15 protein-coding genes are annotated in these 19498 nt (G+C 60.9%); 10 read left to right on the top strand and 5 right to left on the bottom strand.

What is annotated here, in order from left to right:
• Positions 1-34 precede the first annotated feature (34 nt).
• The 3 genes from L6R21_01340 to L6R21_01330 all read left to right on the top strand — a co-directional run bounded on the left by L6R21_01340 (position 35) and on the right by L6R21_01330 (position 4065).
• A complete protein-coding gene (locus tag L6R21_01340) occupies positions 35-1816 on the top strand; it encodes a DEAD/DEAH box helicase (GenBank protein MCK6557814.1) in 1782 nt (593 codons plus the stop codon).
• A gap of 20 nt (positions 1817-1836) precedes the next feature.
• Positions 1837-2943, top strand: coding sequence for a hypothetical protein (locus L6R21_01335; protein ID MCK6557813.1), 1107 nt, complete (start codon positions 1837-1839; stop codon positions 2941-2943).
• A gap of 75 nt (positions 2944-3018) precedes the next feature.
• Positions 3019-4065 carry a 3-isopropylmalate dehydrogenase gene (locus tag L6R21_01330; protein ID MCK6557812.1) on the top strand — a complete coding sequence of 349 codons (1047 nt, stop codon included), beginning with the start codon at positions 3019-3021 and terminating at the stop codon, positions 4063-4065.
• A gap of 21 nt (positions 4066-4086) precedes the next feature.
• On the opposite strand, the gene L6R21_01325 is transcribed toward L6R21_01330, so the two are convergent.
• The 5 genes from L6R21_01325 to L6R21_01305 form a co-directional block, all read right to left on the bottom strand.
• The gene (locus L6R21_01325; GenBank protein MCK6557811.1) at positions 4087-4869 is read right to left on the bottom strand and encodes a hypothetical protein; all 783 of its coding nucleotides are present in this window, start codon (positions 4867-4869) and stop codon (positions 4087-4089) included.
• An 88-nt stretch (positions 4870-4957) separates the two neighbouring features.
• Positions 4958-5446, bottom strand: coding sequence for an asparaginase (locus tag L6R21_01320; GenBank protein MCK6557810.1), 489 nt, complete (start codon positions 5444-5446; stop codon positions 4958-4960).
• A gap of 301 nt (positions 5447-5747) precedes the next feature.
• The gene (locus tag L6R21_01315; GenBank protein MCK6557809.1) at positions 5748-6371 is read right to left on the bottom strand and encodes an intradiol ring-cleavage dioxygenase; all 624 of its coding nucleotides are present in this window, start codon (positions 6369-6371) and stop codon (positions 5748-5750) included.
• A 416-nt stretch (positions 6372-6787) separates the two neighbouring features.
• Positions 6788-8254: an aminotransferase class III-fold pyridoxal phosphate-dependent enzyme gene (locus L6R21_01310; GenBank protein MCK6557808.1), complete on the bottom strand. Its 1467-nt coding sequence runs from the start codon at positions 8252-8254 to the stop codon at positions 6788-6790.
• A 188-nt stretch (positions 8255-8442) separates the two neighbouring features.
• Positions 8443-8610, bottom strand: a complete 168-nt coding sequence (locus L6R21_01305; GenBank protein ID MCK6557807.1) for a hypothetical protein — start codon at positions 8608-8610, stop codon at positions 8443-8445.
• A gap of 457 nt (positions 8611-9067) precedes the next feature.
• Between L6R21_01305 and L6R21_01300 the strand changes: the two genes are divergently transcribed.
• From L6R21_01300 to L6R21_01270, 7 genes are all read left to right on the top strand, one after another.
• A complete protein-coding gene (locus tag L6R21_01300) occupies positions 9068-10771 on the top strand; it encodes a serine/threonine-protein phosphatase (GenBank protein MCK6557806.1) in 1704 nt (567 codons plus the stop codon).
• A gap of 208 nt (positions 10772-10979) precedes the next feature.
• On the top strand, positions 10980-11897 hold the full coding sequence (locus L6R21_01295) for a radical SAM protein (protein MCK6557805.1): 918 nt from the start codon (positions 10980-10982) through the stop codon (positions 11895-11897).
• Positions 11894-12694 (top strand): metallophosphatase family protein, encoded by an 801-nt coding sequence (locus L6R21_01290; GenBank protein MCK6557804.1) that lies wholly within the window; start codon positions 11894-11896, stop codon positions 12692-12694. The genes L6R21_01295 and L6R21_01290 overlap by 4 nt, the downstream gene beginning before the upstream one ends.
• Before the next feature lie 87 nt (positions 12695-12781).
• Complete coding sequence (locus L6R21_01285; GenBank protein MCK6557803.1) at positions 12782-13111, top strand: arsenosugar biosynthesis-associated peroxidase-like protein; 330 nt, start codon at positions 12782-12784, stop codon at positions 13109-13111.
• A 73-nt stretch (positions 13112-13184) separates the two neighbouring features.
• The gene (locus L6R21_01280; GenBank protein MCK6557802.1) at positions 13185-14378 is read left to right on the top strand and encodes an NAD(P)-binding domain-containing protein; all 1194 of its coding nucleotides are present in this window, start codon (positions 13185-13187) and stop codon (positions 14376-14378) included.
• A gap of 311 nt (positions 14379-14689) precedes the next feature.
• Positions 14690-16243, top strand: a complete 1554-nt coding sequence (locus tag L6R21_01275) for a glycerol-3-phosphate dehydrogenase/oxidase (GenBank protein MCK6557801.1) — start codon at positions 14690-14692, stop codon at positions 16241-16243.
• Between the two features lie 242 nt (positions 16244-16485).
• Positions 16486-19374 carry an FAD-binding protein gene (locus tag L6R21_01270; GenBank protein ID MCK6557800.1) on the top strand — a complete coding sequence of 963 codons (2889 nt, stop codon included), beginning with the start codon at positions 16486-16488 and terminating at the stop codon, positions 19372-19374.
• The last annotated feature ends 124 nt before the right edge of the window (positions 19375-19498 follow it).

Genomic DNA, 19498 nt, shown 5'->3' with positions numbered 1-19498 from the left:
TATATTGGCACACGCAGCTTGCCGGAAACACCGATTGGACCGAGACTCTATTGCCAACCTTCCGTTCTCCATGCCCGAAGTCATCTCCGCAGAAATTCCGGTTACGTTTTCCTTTCGTCCCGTGGAGGCCGATGCCGATCCGGCGGGTGCGGCGGCGGGAGCGCCCAGCCTTGCTTTTTTCCGCGCCCGGCTCGATCTCCATCACCTCGCCTTGCTGCGGGAATTCGAGGAATTGCTCTGCCTGGACACACTGCACAACGTCGAGCGCTATTGGTTCCAAGTCGAAACCGTCAAGAAAGTGCTCAAGCAGATGCGCGGCCGGGTGCTGCTGTCCGACGAGGTCGGCCTGGGCAAGACGATTGAAGCGGGCATGCTGATCAAGGAATACCGCTTGCGCGGGCTGGTGCGCAACGCGCTCATTCTCACGCCGCCTGCGCTGGTCTCGCAGTGGCAGGAGGAATTGCACACCAAGTTTGACCTGCCGTTTGTCACCACCGATGACATCGAAGTAAAGCGCCACCCCGAGTTTTGGTCCAGCCAGAAGTGGATCATCGCCTCGCTGCACACCGCCAAATCCAAAACCAATTTCGAGCTGGTCACCGGCACCAAATATGATCTCGTGGTGGTGGATGAGGCGCATCATCTCAAGAACAAGGAAACGCTGGCATGGAAGCTGGTGAACGCACTGCAGAAAAAATTCATCTTTCTGCTCACCGCGACGCCGGTGCAAAACAATTTGATGGAGCTGCACAACCTGCTCACCCTGCTCAAGCCGGGCGTGCTGGCCACCGAGCAGCAGTTCCGCAAGACCTACGTGGCGCGCGGCGACAGCCGCATGCCGAAAAACCGCGAAGCGCTGAAGGAGCTGCTGCGGGAAGTCATGATCCGTAACACCCGCAGCCTGGTCGATGTCAAGCTGCCCAAGCGCTTTGCCGCCACCATTACGGTGCAGCCCTCGGCGGCGGAAAAGGAGTTGTATGAGCGCATCACGCGCCTGGTGCGGCAGCATGCCGCCAGCCGCCGCGGCCTGGAGCGCGTCGCGCTCAACCGTCTGCTGATGCAGGCCGGCAGCAGTCCTTTCGCGCTGATTGACTCGCTGGAATCGCTGCGCACGCGCCTGCGCGCCGCCGCCGGCGAAATCGATGCGCTGCTCACCCTGCTGCACAGCACGCGTGAAACGGAAAAGGGCAAACAACTGCTGCAGCTCGTGCAAAAAAGCGGCGCCAAAAAAATGGTGTTCACCAACTTCCGGCGCACGTTCGACTATTTGGCCGGTCTGCTCGCCTCGGCGGGCGTAGCCTATGCCGAGTTTCACGGCGGCATGACCGCCGCGGAGAAGGACGAGGCCATCGCCAACTTTCGCGCACAGACGGACGTGCTGCTGCTCACCGAGATCGGCGCCGAAGGCCGCAACCTGCAATTTTGCCAAACCATCATCAATTACGACCTGCCCTGGAATCCCATGCGGCTGGAACAGCGCATCGGCCGCATTCACCGCATCGGACAGACGCAGGACGTGTTCGTGTTCAATTTCTGCATCAAAGAAAGCATCGAGGAATACATCCTCTACATTCTCGACAAGAAGATCAACATGTTCGAGCTGGTCATCGGCGAGATCGACAGCATCCTCGGCAATCTCGACACCGAGGAGGAGTTCAGCGACATCATCGTCGACATCTGGCTGCATTCCACCCAGAAACACGAACTCGAACAGAAGATCGAGACTTTTGCCGGGCAGATTCTGCAAGCGCGCGCCGCCTACCAGCAAACCAAGGAATTGGATGAGGCCCTGTTTGCGGAAGAATACGAAGTCTAGCCCGTGTGGGGAAGACGCCCATGCCGCAACTGATTGACACGGTCGCCGATTTGCTCGAGCTTTCCGGCGCCGCCGTGGAAAAACAGCCCGATCGCCTGGAAGTGCTGCTGCCCGCGGCAACCGCCGCCTCGCTGCAGGTGGGCGAACACGCCGTACTCCACTTTGACCTGGCCACGCACGAGGGCCACGGCGAGCTGGTGACGTATCAATCCGAGTTCGTTGACCGCCTGTTTGCTTTGCTGCAGGACCAGGGCCGGTTCGCGGAAATCAAAGTGGCGGATCAGTATCGCAAGCAGGGAACGGTGGCGCTCGCGGAGAGCCGGTTCACCGTGCTCAATGGTTTGCTGAAGGCGCTCACCGCTTCCGAGCAGCGGCTGGCGTATCTGTGCTGCTATTTCAAATACACCGCCATCTCGGACGAGAAGCGTGAGGGCATGGTGTGCGCCGTGCTCAACCAGCACACGCTCGCGCCCGCGCATCGTTTGGTCTCCCAGTTGAGCATGGTGGATTGCGAAGAAGGCCGGAGTTATACCGGCCTGGAACCGCTGCCGTTCAACGCCGTCTATCGCGCGGCCTGCCGCCAGGCACAGATGCTCATTCACGAGGAGCTGGCGGATTTCCACCGCAGCCTGCAACGCCGGCTGCAGCGCGACATCACGCGTTTGGAAGAGTACTACCACAGCCTGAGCACCGAGATTGAGCGCAAGATCGTGCGGCGGCAACTCACCGGCACCGAGCGCGAGCACGAGGAAGCCCGCCAGCACGCCGTGGCGCTGGAGCGTGACCGTAAAATCGCGGACCAGCGCGAGAAATACGCCTTGAAAATCGAGGTCGAGCCGGTCAGTTTCCTGCGTCTCAATGTGCCCGCGCAGGTGGTGGCCGCCGAGCTGCGCTGCCGCAAGCTGAGCCGTGAAACGTTTTTCGTGTGGAATGCGCTGCTCAAGGAATTCGAGCCGGCCATATGTGAAAACTGCCGCGCCGCGCTGTACGCGGTGCAGTTGTGTGAAGAAAAGTTGCATCTGCTCTGCCGCGCGTGCAGCAACTGCGCGGCGTGCGGCCGCAGCATTTGCCATCGCTGCCATCCGGGCAAGTGTCCCAAGTGCGGCGAACGCTGGGCGCAGCCGTGAGCCGCGACGGAATTCGTTCCGATCAAACCGGCGCGCCGGCCTCATCAGGTTCTCTTATTCCGGGAAGGAATTGGCATGCAGAAAATAGCGATCATCGCCGGCGACGGCATCGGCATCGACGTGACCCGCGAGGCGGTGAAGGTCCTGCGGCGCGTCAACGACTCCTTCCGGCTCGGCCTGGAGCTGGTGGAATTCGAGTTTGGCGCGGATTATTTCCTCAAGACGGGCGTGGGCCTGCCGCCCGGCCAGATGGAGGATTTTCGCAAGAACTATGCGGCGATCTATCTCGGCGCGCTCGGTGATCCGCGTATTCCGGACATGCGTCACGGCCGGGAAATTCTGCTCGCGCTGCGTTTCGAGCTTGACCTCTACATCAATCTGCGGCCGGTGCAGCTTCTGCACGAGCGTTTGTGCCCGCTCAAGGGCAAAACCGTCAAGGAGGTCGATTTCGTGGTGTTGCGCGAGAACACCGAAGGGCCTTATGTGGGCGCCGGCGGAATCCTGAAAAAAGGCACGCCGGATGAAGTCGCCACCCAGGAATCGATTCACACCCGCAAGGGTGTGGAGCGCATCATCCGCGCCGCGTTCGAGTATGCGCGCACGCATGGCCGCACGCGCGTGACCATGAGCGACAAGTCGAACGTGCTGCGCTACGGCCATGATCTCTGGCAGCGGGTGTTTGCCGAGGTCGGCGCCGAATATCCCCATCTCGAAAAAGACCACTATTTCGTCGATGCGCTGGTGATGAAAATGGTGAAAGCGCCGGAGGCGTTTCAAGTCATCGTCACGGAAAACATGCTGGGAGACATCATCACGGATCTGGGCGCGATGCTGCAGGGCGGTTTGGGCATGGCCGGTTCGGGCAACATTCACCCCGGCCAGGTGTCGCTGTTCGAGCCGGTGCACGGCTCCGCGCCTTACATGGCAGGCCAGAACAAGGCCAACCCCATCGCGGCCATCGCCGCGGCCGCCATGATGCTCGATCATCTCGGCCATGCGGCCGCGGCGGCGGCAGTGCAAAGAGCGGTACAGCGCGCGGTGGATGAGAATCAGGTGACGGCCGACATCGGCGGCAGGCTCGGCACGCGCGAGTGCGGGGATTTTATCGCGGCCCGGTTGTGACGCCGCGCTGCGCCGGCCGCGCTACCATTGCAGCAGCACTTCGCTCTTGAAATAGTCAGCGTTTTTGATTTCAAAGTAGTCGACATATTCCAGGCGAATGATCAGCCGGTTGGCGCGGCGCAGGGCAAAGCCGGAAATCAAGGTGGGCAGGTCGCGATCATAACTGAGGGCGAGATGGCCTCCGGCGAGGGCGAGGCGCGGCCCCAGCAGCGTGCGCTGGTCCAGCCGCATGTAGTTGAAGCCGAGGAACGGCCAGGGCCAATAATTGAAACTGTCGTAGCGGTAGTATTGGGTTTCATGGCGGGAATAGGAGAGACGCCACGCCGGCAGCGTGAAGCTCATGCCCCTGGCGTTGATGCCGCCATACCAGTTCACGTAGAATCTGCCGAGCTGACGGCGCAGCAGCACTTTCTCGAGTTGCCACTGCACAAAGTCCAGCTTCTTGCGGCGCAAGTGCCGGCTGACCATCTCGGAAGCATAGTTGGCGATGCTGCCTGCCACCGCCACGCGGATGATCTCGGTTTGTTTGGCGCTCGGCATGGTTTCGGCGATGGCCTTCAACTCCGGCAGCGATTCCATGCCCTGCACGCGGTAGGGCGCAACGAAATCCAGCAGCCGGCGCACATCCTGCAAGACGCGGTATTCATCGCGGAAATAGGGATGCACCGGCGGCTGATGATAGCCGGCATCGATGTCGAAGCGCAAGCGTAGACTCGCGCTGTCTGCCGTCGTCAGCGTCACCGCCGCTGAGTCGGTTTCACTCTCGTCGGCCGCCTGAAACACCGGCGGCGCGAGAATGACCATCGACTCCTGCTGGCTGAGCGCGCCCTCTCCCCAGACTGCCAGCGCGCTCAGACACCAGATGCTTGCCCACCGGCGTGCCCGGAGAGTCTCACCGCATTCTCTCGAACACACCCAGTTCGCGATTCTTGCGCACATTGTCCCACGTGAAAAACATGCCGTTCATGGCGAGATAAACGCCGGCAGGCAACGCCTGCACGAATGACAGGGCGCTGCCGAGATTGAACAGCCCGTCCGAGCTGCCGAAGGCATAGGGCACCATGGCACCGGTCATTACGATGGTCTTGCCTTTCACGCCCTGCGCCAGCAAGTGTGCGGTTTCCACCATCGTGTCGGTGCCGTGCGTGATGACGATCTTGTCTTCCGCGCAAGTGCGGCATTCCTGGAGAATGGCTTGGCGATTCGCCTCCGTCATGTCCAGGCTGTCGATCATCATGACGGTATGGATTGCCACCGGCAGGCGGCAGCGGCCGAGGCGCAGCATTTCCGGCACATGCGTGTCGCGAAAGAAAAGCCGGCCGCTGATTTCATCATACTCTTTGTCAAAAGTGCCGCCGGTGATCAAGATCCGGATGCTCATCTTTGCTCCCGCGCAGAAGTTGAAACCCGGTCGAAAACGGATTACCGAAAGCAGGGACGCGCGATTACCACCGATGTTTCTCCACCACCGCCGTGCGGGTACTGATGATTTTCGCCGTGGGGAATTCTCTGCCGCCTCAGCGACACGGCACATGGTGGGCGAGAGACGTCAGCAAGCAGAAGACAATGGTTGATCCAAAAATCGGGCATGAAAAATAATCCGATCATGGCCTTCATGCCCCTGCCTGCCACTTCGCTTCCACCAACTTCAGCGCCAGGCTACTGTCACCTCCCACCTGCTTTCATTCATAATTGGGAATGTTCCTTCCCAAGACAATATTTCTTTCGCCGACAAGAAGGCTTCCTTCCTTTTTCAGCGACAGGAGTCCCGAGTTGCCGCCTCGTGGTGACTTGGGAGATACTTCTCTCGTCGTCACCAGAGAGTCTCCCTCGAAGTGATAGCTCTCCAGCCAGTAGTATTTGCCATTGGGCTCGAGTACAGTCAAATGAATGTGGGCCGGCGATGATCGATCGGGATAAGTGCCGGGCAAAAAAGTATAGAACGCGTACCGCCCATCGCGACTTGTCTTGACCCAGCCTCTGAGGTAGCCGTGGCGCTTGCCCCAGCCGGTTGCATTGCCTTTGGTTGCGTAGATTCCATGCTGGTCGGTATGATAGATGTACAAGACCACACCTTCAGCAGGTGATTTGCCATCCTTTTGAAATGCCGTGCCGGTCACCTTGATCTTGACTGCAGCCTCGTGGAAATCAGGCAAGGTGTCGACGGCAGCCAGGGCTCGCTCGCCATATTCGAAAACGGCTTCACAGCCTTCACAACGGCCACCCACCAATCTGGCATTGGCCTGGTCCCGCTGCTGCGAATTTGCATTTGCATAAAGCATGACGGTGAAGAACAAGATTGCCATAGGTTGTTTCATGATCCGATCTTCCCGCGAAACGTCGACAGTACGAAAGTTTCCCTGCTTGACCAACGGCCCCTCCGTGCAGCCGTTCGTGAGTCGCCGTGCCAATCCCATAGCGTTTTTCAAATGCGTGCGCAGGAATCGTAGTCTTGCCCCCTCGTGGGGCACTGTGGCAACCGTGAATTTGTTGGCTTTGACAGCCGCCCGCAAGGAGCGGGAACTACAAACCTGCTCATCCAATTGAAAACCGGTGTCATACAGAAACCAGCGCAGTATTCTTGCCGTTCAGTCCGGTTGCCGGCCAGTGCGAGGCGTTGAATTCTCATTCTCACCATTTAGTTCAAATCGTCTGCTGCCGCGCGTCCCACGACCAAACCTCGCGGCCACGATAGCGATTTTGATTCCCGAAAGCAAGGTTTTCAACTGGGCCGGCCCTGCCGCACTTCGCGCAAGGCCTCTTCCAGGCGATTGAGGATTTCATCCAGCAAGTCATCGGGAATGTTGAGCGCCGGCTCGAAGCGCACGGTTTCCGAGTTGCTCATGGTGCCGGCCACCAGCACGCCCTTGCGGAACAGCCGCGAAACCACTTGCCAGCCGTATTCGGCATTGCGGAATTGCATGCCCAACAACAAACCCTTGCCGCGCACCGCTGCAATGATGTCGCTGAAGCGTTGCTGCAGGCGCTGCAGTTCCGCCAGCAAGTAAGCGCCCTTGCGGGCCGCCTGGCCGGGCAAATCTTCGGCGAGGGTCACGGCGATCGCGGCGATCCCGGCGGCGCAGGCGAGCGGATTGCCGCCGGTGGTGGAAGAGTGCACTTGCGGGTCCTGCTCGAAGGCCGTCCAAATCTCGGGCGTCGAAATGAACGCAGCCAGGGGCATCACGCCGCCGCCCAGGGCCTTGCCGAGGCACATGATATCCGGCGCGACGTTCCAATGCTCGACCGCGAACATCTTGCCGGTGCGGCCCAAGCCGGTTTGCACTTCATCCGCGACCAGCAGAACACCGTAACGATCGCAAATCTCCCGAACCTTGGGCCAGTAATCATCCGGCGGCACGATGGCGCCGGCCTCGCCCTGCACCGGTTCGAGTACCACCGCCGCCATCTGCCAGCCCACTTTTTCAGCTTTGTGCAATTCGAATTCCAAATCCTCCGCGTCGCCGAATTCCACAAAGGTGACATCGGGCAGTAGCGGCTCGAAGGCCTTGCGGTAACGCAATTTGCCCATCAAACTGAGCGAGCCGAGCGACTTGCCGTGGAAGGCGCCCAGCGAGCTGACGAAACCATGGCGGTGCGTATGGGCGCGCGCCAGCTTGATGGCGCCTTCCACGGCATCGGTGCCGTTGTTGATCAAAAAGCTGTACTGCAACCGACCCGGCGTGAGCTGGGCCAGCAGTTTGCTCAACGCGCCGCGCAGCGGATCCAACAGTTCCTGGCTGGAGAGCGGATTGCGCTGCAACTGGGCCTGCACCGCTTGCACGATTTGGGGATGGCGGATGCCGGCATTGTACAGGCCGTAGCCGCCCAGGCAGTCAATGTACTCACGGCCGAGATTGTCGCAGAATTTCGAAGCCTGGCCCATCCATTCGAGGCAGGCATAATCACCGGCGGCGGAAACGGATTTGCGCGCGTGGCCCCATTGCTTGTTGATGTAGTCGATGTGATTGCGCAGCGTTTCTTCGATCATGGCGTGGTGCTGGCTTTCGTCCAACATCGTGCCGGAGATGATGTCCAGCCATTTGCGGCACTCGCGCAAGACTTCCTCATCTTGTTCACGGCCGGCTGAGGCAGCCGGCGGCTTTTTTCCTGCTGCGGCGCTTGCGTGGGACGGCAACAGCGGCGTGGGCCGCACCGGCGCGGCCGCGGGGGGCGTGTATGTCGAAATCATATGAAGACTCCACAGTTGATGAGCGTGACCTTTGCATTGCAACAGGCAAAGCTCCGCCTCCTTCGGTTCGGCAAAAAAACCGCGTGCAGATGCCAGCGGGAGCAACCGGCAAGCATCCCTTTGGGAAGGGCTATTCCTGGCTGGGCAGCGGAAGCAGAAGCGGAGCGGAGAATGGTGATCAGGCGGACTCAACCAAAGTGGAGAATTTCGCGATAGAAGAACTTCTCGTCGTAGAAAATGCGCAGGAGAATGGGGGAAACGGACTGCAGCAGCCAGGCTCCCAGAGGCTGACCTTCCGAGTTGCGCAGGCTGTGCACGCTGTTGAGATTGTAGGGAATTCCGATTTTGCGCTTCATGGCTGGGCCTTTCCATCGGTTTGGTGCGGCTTCGTCTTTTTGCGCAGCGGCAAGATAAGGAGCAAAAGGCTGACATTCAAGCTCGAAAACCAGAGTGCGTCAGGATACCGGCACGGCTCCAGCGGCGCGGGAGGATTGCCCGTGCATCCGAGTTTTCGCTTGACAAAGGTGTGACATGATGGTATATTGCCGGCAATTCAACACGGTGACAACATCTTCGCACAGCTCCTGGCGAGGGCATGGCGCGATTCAGTATGCCCTTTCTCCTCCCTGATGAGTCTCGCACCTATTTTGGCGAGCGGGTTTGCCTGACGGGCAGAGGAATGTGACTCCGGCTGCTCCTGCTCTTTCAAGCCCGCGACGTGAGTGGCTATGAGACGGAGAGCTTTTGGCAACTCGATCGTGTCCCTGCCAGCCACGCGAACCGCTTGCGGAAGCGAACGGCGACGCTCGTTAAATGGCCATGCACGCAAATCTCGAAAACAATCCACTGTCAGCCAGCGGCCCTGCGCTTTTGAATACACAACGGGGCAGCCTGAGCGAACGTGCCCGTGTCACCGGCCAGCCCATCTCAACTTCCTCCTCTGCCGAAACCGCCGCCCAGCGTCCCTCTGAACGCAATGGCAACTTGGAGCTGCGTCAGCCGCGCCAAAATGCCAACGAAGACGAGGCCACGATTTTCCCCTACATTCCGCGCAAACGCCAGGAACGCAGCGGGCTGCTGATCGACTATTTGTATTTGCCCGCGGCGCAGGAGGCCGGCGACCAGGTTGATTTTCTCATTCTCGGAGAAAACCGGGTGGGCGTGCTGCTGGCGGACATGACCGGCAAAATGCCGGAAGAAAGCTCGCCGGTGTTGAAAACGGTTTTGCGCTCGAACAGCACGGGTCTTTCCGCCGCGGCCACACTGCGCTATCTCGATCAATGCCTGTCGGAATCCTGCACCACGGATTTCCGGCTGACCGCCTTCTATGCGATCTTCGATCAAAACAAGCGGCTGTTGCATTTTGCCAGCGCCGGCCACCTGCCCATGCTGGTTTACCGCCCGGCGCTGGGTCAAATCTTTTTGTTGAATACCTCGGGCGCGCCGCTGGGCCGGATGTCCGCCATTCCGGACGAGGCGAACGGCCGCTTTGCCCCCAATCTGAGCACGATCGAAAGTGAAAAAGTCGCGCTCACCCAAAATGACCTGCTCGTGCTCTACAGCGACGGCCTGCTCTCGGTGCGCAACGGTGCGGGCGAATACTTTGGCCGGCAGCGGCTGATTGATTTCATCATGCAGCACGGCGAGCTTGCGCCCACCGATTTCCTGATGGAATTGCGCGGCCTGCTGCAGCGCTTTGCCGGCGATCAAATCACGCACGATGACATCACCGTCATCGCGCTGAAGAACATCCTGCGCGATTTGGACAAGCAGCATGCGGAAGCAGGCGGCTGCGAGCTGGCTGACAAATTCATGACCACCAGCCAGGAGCAGGCCATTTTGCAGGTATTGCGCGAAAACCCGCAAGCCGGCGTCGAAGAGATCATCGCGCATCTCGATGAAGAAGAGAGCTACACGCTCACGCGCGAGCGCATCGAACAATATCTGAAACAAAACGGCCGCTGGCTGCAACCCTGGCCGGCGCGGCCGCGCAAAGCCGCCGGCGCGGATGCACAACCGGGCAGCGCGCCCGCACCGGTCGACGCCGAAGCCGAGAGCCAGCAATTCCTGCAGGAGCTGCTGGCGGCATTTCCGCTGGGCAAGCTGCTGCACAAACGCTACCGCTTCAGCGGCGCCACGCCGGAGATGGCGCAGGTGATGCAGCACTACGAACATGGTGACTATGCCCGCGCTTTGCAGATCATGCTGCCGCTGCAAACGCGCATCAAGGATTCCGCCACCGTGCACTGCTTCGTCGGCAACCTGCATCTGCTCGCCGGCGCCAGAGCCGCCGCGCAGCAGGAATACCTCGCCGCCCTCAATCTCGATCAGCGCTGCGTGCATGCCCTGCTCGCGCTCGGCTACCTCGCCCTGCTGGACGAGGACTACAGCTCCGCCATCGAATCACTCGCCACGGCTTTGCGCCTCGATCGCAACCTCGCCGACTATCACACCTTTCTGCAAAAGCTGATTGGCGCAGTGGAACGCCGCGAAAATCGCAGCGAATGGCTGCTGTAGCGCTGTGACAGGCTGCGCCCGTTTGCGACCAGCACCCACCCGCAGCGCCGTCGGCCGCGGCCCATGCCTTGCCTGCCAGATTGCCAAACCCACAAATCACCGCTGCGCAGTTTCCTGTTGCGCCGGGGAATAACTTCCCCTAGATTGCCGTTGTAGACAAGCACAACCTGCATATGTGGATTGACACGGTGAAGAGGAATGCCCAACGATGCCCGCCGCGAAAGTTGAATTTGTTCAGCCCCTCAGTGCCGCGCCACGCGTGCCGTTGCACCAGCTCGACGCGTTGTGGTTGCAAGTGGGCGGCACGATCTGCAATCTCTGGTGCACCCACTGTTTCATCAGTTGCAGCCCCAAGAATCATTCCTTCGGTTTCATGTCCCGCCGGCAGGTACGCGAATACCTCGCCGAGTCCGTGCGTTTGGGCGTAAAGGAATACTATTTCACCGGCGGTGAGCCGTTCATGAACCGGGAGATGCTCGGCATTCTCAGCGACACCCTCGCGCTCGGCCCGGCCAGCGTGCTTTCCAACGGCCTGCTGCTCTCTCCTCAAACCGCCCGCGCCCTGCAGCAAATGGCGGCAGACAGCCCCTACACCCTCGAGCTGCGCCTCAGCCTGGATGGTTTTTCCGCCGCCACCAATGATCCGATCCGCGGCAGCGGCACATTTCGCCGCGCGCTGCAGGGCGTCGCGAATCTGGTGCAAGCCGGCTTTCTGCCGATCATCACCTGCATGCAAAGCTGGCCGGAGCATGAGCACGATCAGGTGCTGGCCGGCTTTCGGGAGGCGTTGGCGGCTCTCGGCTACACCCGCCCGCGCTTGAAGATTCTGCCGCAGCTCCGGCTGGGCCGCGAGGCGGAACGCGAGCGCGGCTACCTGCCGGTGGAACGCGTCACGCCGGAAATGATGGAGGGCTATGACACCGGCCTGTTGCTCTGCAGCAGCAGCCGCATTGCCACCGATCGCGGGGTGTTCGTGTGTCCGATTCTCATCGAAAAACCGGACGCCAAACTGGGCGACTCCCTGGCCGAGGCCCTGCGCCCCTTCCCCATGCGCCATCAAGCCTGTTATACCTGCTATCTCAGCGGCGCCATCTGCAGCAACTATGCCCCGGCACGTGACGCATGAACCTCGGCACGACTGACTTTCGCCGCATTGTGGCCTTCGGTGGAGTTTACAACAACTATCTCGCGCTCACCGCGTTGTTGCGGGAAGTGAGCCGGCTGCAGCCTGATGCCATTTTCTGCCTGGGTGATCTCGGCGCCTTTGGGCCGCACCCCAATCGCGTCTATCCCTTGCTCATCGAAGGCCGGGTGCAGGTGGTGCAGGGCAACTATGACAACAGCATCGGCCATGATCTGCAGGATTGCCAGTGCGGCTACACCGATCCGCGCGACAATTACTTCGCGCAGATCAGCTACGACTATACTCTGGCGCACACCTCGCCGGAATTCAAAGCCTATCAGCGCGGCCTGCCGCCGTTCATTCGCTTCACCGCATTGGGCTGCCGCGTGCTGCTTTGCCACGGCTCACCGCGCAAGACCAATGAATTTCTGTGGGAAACCGCCACGCCCGATCATTTCCTCGAAAAACTCTTTCACGATTACGCGGCGGACGTGATTCTCGCGACCCACACCGGCATCAAGTGGCAGCGCCGTCTGGCGGGAAACAAGTTGTTTGCCAACGTCGGTGTCATCGGACGGCCGGAAAACGACGGGCACACCAACGTCTGGTACAGCACGGTGGAATTCACGCCGGCTGTGAAAGTCGAGTATCATCCGCTGGCGTATGACCATCTTCGCCTGGCACGCGAAATGGCCGAAGAAAAACTGCCGCAGGAGTTCATCGACACCGTGCTGACGGGATGGTGGACGACCTGCCTTGAAATCCTGCCGGGCAAGGAACGCAGCCGCGGCAAGTTTTGATTCTTTGCAGCGAAGCGAGCGGCGGCAATGCCGCTTGCGCTGCGCAAACGCACTCATCTTTTTTCATTCACCCCACGGGAGAGCGATATGCCCAGCTATTACCTGAGTGAAGATTTGGCGCGGTTCGGCGAAGTCGGCGGGCCTTCACCTAAATTGTTCAAGATGTGGCTGGATTGGTACAACGAATGTCATCAAGACGGCGCGCTCGACAAAAAGTCCAAAGCCCTCATCGCCCTGGCGGTGGCGCATGTGCTGCAATGCCCCTATTGCATCGAGGCCTGGACCACCGGCTCGATCAAGGAAGGCGCAACACCGGAGCAGATGGCCGAGGCCGTTCACGTCGGCGCCTCGTTGCGCGCCGGCACGTCATTGGTGCATCACATTCAGTCCTTGAACGTGCAGGCACGGGAAGACTAAGGCCGCGCGCCGGGCCGCAACTCGCAGGCAGCCGGCGTGCTTGCTTCACACCTCACCCAGACTCGTGAGTCGCATGACACAATCATCCACAAACCCAAAGCGCGCAGTCGTGATCGGCGCCGGGCCGATTGGCCTGGAAACCGCACTGCGCTTGCTTGAACGCGGCATTCACACCACAGTGCTGGAAGCCGGCCGTGTCGGCGAACACCTGCGGCAATGGGGGCACATTCGCATGTTCTCGCCCATGCGCATGAATCTTTCCGGGCGGGCGCAGGCGCTGCTGGCCGGCCAACTGCCGCCGGCGGAGGCCATTCTCACCGGCAATGAATTCGTGCAGCGCGTGCTGGAGCCGCTGGCGCAGTCGGCGAGTCTGCAGCCATGCATTCACATCGGCCGCCGCGTGCTGGCAGTGACGCGCGCGGGCTTGGGCAAAACCGGCTTGCCCAATCACCCTTTGCGCAGCGAGCGCAGCTTTCGCATTCTGGCGGAAGACCGCGAAGGCCGCGAGCAGGTTTACCAAGCCGAGTATGTTTTCGATGCCAGCGGCGTGTTCAGCCAGCCGAACTGGAGTGGTGTCGCCGGCATGCCGGCGCCGGGCGAACGCCTCTGCCATGGCCGCATCCTCCGCCATCCGCCGGACGTCGCCCAACTCGCGGAGCGGCTGCAGCGAAAGCGCATTCTGCTGCTCGGCCACGGCCATTCCGCGGCAAACACGATCGTCGCGCTGCATGAGCTGCTGCAACGCGCGCCGCAGACGCGGGTGATTTGGGCGGTGCGTTCGGATCGCACCAAGCCGGTGCCGGAAGTGGCGGATGACCCGCTCACCGAACGCGCGGCAATTGTCGCGGCCGCCAATGCGCTGGCGCAGAATCCGCCGCCGCAGATGCGCGTGCTGCGACGCGCCACGATCGAGGAATTCCGAGTCGCTGCCCCGGAAGCAGCGTTGCGCGTGGCGCTCAAGATTTGGAAGAGTACGGAAGAAATCGCAGTCGATGAGGTGATCGCGCTCACCGGCTATCGCCCGAATCTCGAGATGTTGCGTGAAACCACGGCGGAGTTCTCCAGCGTTTCAGAGGGCGTGCGCGGGCTTTACCGCGCCCTCACCAACGTGACCGACTGCCTGGCACGCATCAGCGTTTCGCCGCAGGATTTGCACACCGGCGAGCCGAATCTCTTCGTGGTCGGTGTCAAGAGCTATGGCCGCAACCCCGGCTTCCTGCTGCAATCCGGCGTTGATCAGTTGGATACAATTTTTGCCGCCCTCTGATCTGCGGTATTGATTGTTGACAGGATTAGGAGGACTTTCAGAATTGGGGATTTGTCGAGTAGAAGCTTGTCGTGAAGATCTTTTGGAGTTTCTTCTGGGGCAGTGGCGATTGCCTTCATGGCCCTCTATTTATTTAGTGTCAGTCCAGAGATGAAGAAACCGCCCGTGCGCTTGGCCCTGAAGCGTGTACAAGTCAAATAAAGCCTGCTGCTGTTCATGGCGAAGCGCCCGGGCGGTGCTGTTGTTGGACGAACACTGTTTATTGATCATCAGCAAGCGCCGCTGGACATTCAATGCACCGTGGAGGAATCATGAATCGCCTCGCAATGCTGCAACGGCTGCGATCGATCGATCAGTGGGACGTGATTATCATCGGCGGCGGCGCCACGGGCTTGGGCGTTGCAGTGGAGTCCGCGGCGCGCGGCTATCACACCCTGCTGCTGGAACAGGGCGACTTCGCGCAAGGCACTTCGAGCCGCAGCACCAAGTTGATTCATGGCGGCGTGCGCTATCTCAGACAGGGCAATCTCGCGCTGGTGCTGGAGGCGCTGCACGAACGCGGCCTGCTGCGCCAGAATGCGCCGCAGCTCGTGCATCATCTGGCGTTCGTGGTGCCGCTGTATGATTGGTGGGAAGGGCCGTTCTATGGCATTGGCCTGAAGTTGTATGACATGCTTGCCGGCAAACTGGGATTGGGTCCCTCGCAAAATCTCTCGCGCGAAGAAACGCTGCAGCGCATTCCCACGCTCGAGCCGGAGGGCCTGCGCGGCGGGGTGATCTACTATGATGGCCAGTTCGACGATGCCCGGCTGGCCGTTTGCCTGGCGCAGACTGCCGCCGGGCTGGGGGCCACCGTGATCAACTATCTCAAGGTCACTGCGTTGCTGAAATCCGGCGACCTGATTGCCGGCTTGGCCGCCGAAGAGGTGGAAAGCGGTGAAAGCTTCGAATTACAGGCGCGCGTTGTGATCAACGCCACCGGCGTGTTTTGCGATGCGATTCGGCAGATGGACGATCCGCAAGCGCCCAATTTGATCGTGCCGAGCCAGGGCATTCATCTCGTGCTCGACCGGTCATTTCTGCCGAGTGATCATGCCATTATGGTGCCGCACACGGATGACGGCCGCGTGCTGTTTGCCATCCCCTGGCACAATCGCACGCTGGTCGGCACTACGGACACGCCCATCGATGAAATTCACATGGAGCCGCGGCCGCTGGCAGCCGAAGTGGATTTTCTGCTCACACACGCGGCGCGCTACCTCACGCAAGACCCAACGCCGGCGCATGTGCTGAGTGTGTTCGCCGGCTTGCGGCCGCTGGTGAAGTCACACGAGGCCGCCACCACGGCAGCATTGTCGCGCGATCACAGCCTGATCATCTCGCCCTCCGGCCTGCTCACCATCACCGGCGGCAAGTGGACCACCTACCGCAAGATGGCGCAGGATACGATCGATCAAGCCGCGGAAATGGCGGGTTTGCCGGAGCAGGCCTCCAACACGCACAGCCTGCGACTGCACGGCTGGCAGGCGGAAGCGGACAGCCAATCGCACTGGTCGGTCTACGGCTCCGAGGCCGCTGCGCTGCACGAGTTGATGGCGGCGCAGGAGGGGCTGGCCGCGCAGTTGCATCCCAATCTGCCTTATCGTGCCGTGGAAGTCGTGTGGGCGGCACGGCATGAAATGGCGCGCTGCGTGGCCGACGTGCTGGCGCGGCGCACACGCGCGCTGCTGCTGGACGCCGCCGCCAGCATGGCCATTGCCCCGGCGGTGGCGCAGTTGCTGGCGCAGGAGTTGGGCCGCGATGAAAAGTGGCAGGCGCAGCAAGTCGCGCAGTATCGCGAACTGGCGCAAGCTTACTTGCTGTGAAACTGCCGTCGTTGGCGGCGACTTTGCGCAGCTCGCCGGCAGCGATCCTCTCATGCGCGGCAGTTCTCAACTGCCGCGGGAAAATCTTCTGCAACCGTTCTCTTCCTCATCATTGCCGCAATGCTTCCTGCTTTGATCCTGCCGGATGAAAGCGTATATTCACCGCGTTCAATCCCCGTTCACCGCAAAAATTCCATTTTGTGAAGATGAAAGCCTCCGACGCCGCCAAGTTAGAAGCCGAATTGAAACGCAAACTGCGGGGAGAAGTTCTGTTCGACGAGGTGACCCGCTATCTCTACAGCACGGATGCAAGCTTGTATCAAATTCCGCCGGTGGGCGTGGTTTTGCCGCGCGATCGTGAGGAGGCGATTCAGGCGGTTCGCACTGCGATCAAGTATGACGTTGCAATCCTGCCGCGCGGCGGCGGCACCAGCCTCGCCGGCCAGGCGGTCGGCCAGGCCTTGGTGGTCGATTGCTCCAAATACCTGACGCGTGTGCTCGAGTTCAACCAGGAAGCAGCCTGGGCGCGAGTGGAGCCGGGCCTCGTGCGCGACAATTTGAACGAGCAGCTCAAGCCCAGCGGCCTGCACTTCACGCCGGATGTGGCCACCTCCAATCGCGCCACCGTGGGCGGCATGATTGCCAACAACTCTTCCGGCGCGCATTCGATTCGCTACGGCAAGACCGTCGATCAAGTGCTGGCGCTGGAGGCCGTGCTTTCCGACGGCAGCGTGGTGAATTGGGGCGCGCTTTCGCCGGCGGCCTATGAGGAAAAATGCCGGCAGCCGGATCTCGAAGGCCGGATTCATCGCGAGACGCAGCGCATCGTGCGCACCCACGCCGATGAAATCCGCGCGCGCTTTCCCAAAGTCATGCGCCGCGCCGGTGGCTACGCGCTCGACGAGCTGCTCGATCAACCGCAGTGGAATCTCGCCAAACTGGTATGCGGCTCGGAAGGCACGCTCGCTTTCCTCACCGCGGCCACCGTGCGCCTGGCGCCGCTGCCCAAGGCCACCGCGCTTTTGCTCGCGCATTTTGACGATCTCTTCGATGCGCTGCGCGCCACTGCCGCAATTTTGGAATACCAGCCGGCGGCGGTGGAATTGCTCGACCATCTCATCCTCACGCTCGCGGCGCAGAACCTCGAGAATCGCAAGCGCGCCGCGTCCTTCGTGCAAGGCGCGCCGCACGCCATGCTGGTGATCGAATTCTTCGGCGATCACCTCGACGAAATTCTGCCCAAGCTCGAAAAGCTGGGAGGCGAGTTGCAACGGCAGCACCGGGCCTATGCCTGCACTCGCGCCCTGCGGCCGGCGGAGCAAAACACCGTGTGGAGCTTGCGCAAGGCCGGCCTGGGCTTGATGCTGAGCATGAAGGGCGATTTCAAGCCGCTGCCGTTCATCGAGGATGCCGCCGTGCCGGTGGCGGTGCTGCCGGACTACATACGCGACGTCATCGCCATCGTGCAGCGCCACGGCCGCGAAGTTTCGATGTATGCCCACGCCAGCGTCGGGTTGCTGCACGTGCGGCCGATTATCAATCTCAAACAAGCCGAAGATGTCCGCCTGATGCGCAGCATTTCCGAACAAGTGCTGGCGCGGGTGATGCACTACGGCGGCATGATGAGCGGCGAACACGGCGACGGCCTGGTGCGCAGCTTTCACAATCCCGTCTTCTTCGGCCCGCAGCTCTATCAGGCGTTTCGCGAAATCAAGGCCGCCTTCGATCCGCACAACCGCTTCAATCCCGGCAAGATCGTGGACGCGCAGGACATCGCGGAGAATCTGCGCCTCGGCCCGCATTATCACGCGCGGCCGCTGTATACGCATTTTCACTTTCAGGCGGATGGCGGCTTTGACCGCGCCGTCGAAATGTGCACCGGGGTGGGCGCCTGCCGCAAAACCCTGGGCGGCACCATGTGCCCCTCCTACATGGCGACCCGCGACGAGGAACATTCCACTCGCGGCCGCGCCAATGCGCTGCGCGCCGCGCTCACCGGCGCAATCTCCCCAGCGCAATTCACCACCGCGCGGCTGCGGCAAGTGTTCGATTTGTGTCTGGCCTGCAAAGGCTGCAAGGCGGAATGCCCCTCCAACGTCGATGTTGCCAAATTGAAATACGAGTTTCTGGCGCACTACTATGACGAGCACGGCACGCCGCTGCGCGTGCATTTGTTCACACGGCCGGAGGTGCTCGGCCGCCTCGGCACTCTCTTTCCCGGCTTGACCAATCGCCTGCTGCAAAGCAATGCCATGCGCCGGTTTTTTGAAATGGCGCTCGGCGTCGACCGTCGCCGCGTGCTGCCGCTCTATGCCGCAGAGAGTTTTGGCCGGTGGTTCAAGCGCCGAAAAATCCAGGACAATGATGATCTCCAGCGTCCGCAAGTCGTGCTCTTCAATGATACATTTCTTTCTTACCACGAGCCTGACATTGGCAAAGCGGCGGTCAGAGTCTTGGAGGCGCTGGGCTATCGCGTGGTGCTGGCCGATGCCGGCTGCTGCGGCCGGCCGCTCATCTCCAACGGCAGGTTGCGGGCAGCGCGGCCGCGCGCGGAAGCGGTTGTCGATCGGCTCGCGGTGTTTGCCGAGCAGGGTTTGACGATTGTCGGTTGCGAGCCGAGTTGTGTCTCGGCAGTGACGGAAGATTATCCCGACCTGGTGCGCGAGATCGACAAAGCCAAAATGGTGGCCGAGCATTTCCTGCTGATCGAGGATTTCGTGATGCAGCATCTCCAGCAAAACGAGGCACCGGTTGCCTTCAAGCCGCTGCTGCAGAATATTCTCTATCACGGCCATTGCCATCACAAGGCGCTGTTCGGCACGGAGACTTCGAAAGCCGCGCTCACGCAAGCAGCGGGCTGCAACGTCACCGAAGTGGATTCCGGTTGTTGCGGCATGGCGGGCGTCTTTGGTTATGAAAAGGAGCATTACGCGCTTTCTCTGAAGATCGGCGGCCAGCGCCTGTTTCCTGCGCTCAGCGCGCTGCCCGCGGAGCATCGCGTGGTGGCCAACGGCTTCAGTTGCCGGCATCAAATCGAACACGCCACCGGCCGCCAGGCGCTGCATGTGATCGAGATTTTAGCGGAAGCGTTGCGGGAGGAGACACAACAAAAGCCTGGGCAAGTCATTTAGACAAGCTGAGGAATTGCGCCCTGCGGACAGCTCAAAAATTTTCCAACGAATAGAAACAACCCAACCGATGGAATCCCTCCGCGGGATTGAATCGATCCGTTGGAAAATAGTACTACAACGTTGC

The organism is bacterium (assembly GCA_023150945.1).
Lineage (GTDB): Bacteria > Zhuqueibacterota > Zhuqueibacteria > Zhuqueibacterales > Zhuqueibacteraceae > Coneutiohabitans.
Note: the sequence above shows the minus strand (reverse complement) of the source record. Positions and strands in the feature narration are given on the sequence as shown.

Coding starts and splice junctions, on each gene's coding strand:
- L6R21_01315 (MCK6557809.1), bottom strand. CDS start 6,371: ATGGCAATCTTGTTCTTCACCGTCATGCTTTATGCAAATGCAAATTCG.
- L6R21_01285 (MCK6557803.1), top strand. CDS start 12,782: ATGCCCAGCTATTACCTGAGTGAAGATTTGGCGCGGTTCGGCGAAGTC.
- L6R21_01275 (MCK6557801.1), top strand. CDS start 14,690: ATGAATCGCCTCGCAATGCTGCAACGGCTGCGATCGATCGATCAGTGG.
- L6R21_01305 (MCK6557807.1), bottom strand. CDS start 8,610: ATGAAGCGCAAAATCGGAATTCCCTACAATCTCAACAGCGTGCACAGC.
- L6R21_01290 (MCK6557804.1), top strand. CDS start 11,894: ATGAACCTCGGCACGACTGACTTTCGCCGCATTGTGGCCTTCGGTGGA.
- L6R21_01280 (MCK6557802.1), top strand. CDS start 13,185: ATGACACAATCATCCACAAACCCAAAGCGCGCAGTCGTGATCGGCGCC.
- L6R21_01295 (MCK6557805.1), top strand. CDS start 10,980: ATGCCCGCCGCGAAAGTTGAATTTGTTCAGCCCCTCAGTGCCGCGCCA.
- L6R21_01300 (MCK6557806.1), top strand. CDS start 9,068: ATGGCCATGCACGCAAATCTCGAAAACAATCCACTGTCAGCCAGCGGC.
- L6R21_01335 (MCK6557813.1), top strand. CDS start 1,837: ATGCCGCAACTGATTGACACGGTCGCCGATTTGCTCGAGCTTTCCGGC.
- L6R21_01325 (MCK6557811.1), bottom strand. CDS start 4,869: ATGGTCATTCTCGCGCCGCCGGTGTTTCAGGCGGCCGACGAGAGTGAA.
- L6R21_01320 (MCK6557810.1), bottom strand. CDS start 5,446: ATGAGCATCCGGATCTTGATCACCGGCGGCACTTTTGACAAAGAGTAT.
- L6R21_01330 (MCK6557812.1), top strand. CDS start 3,019: ATGCAGAAAATAGCGATCATCGCCGGCGACGGCATCGGCATCGACGTG.
- L6R21_01310 (MCK6557808.1), bottom strand. CDS start 8,254: ATGATTTCGACATACACGCCCCCCGCGGCCGCGCCGGTGCGGCCCACG.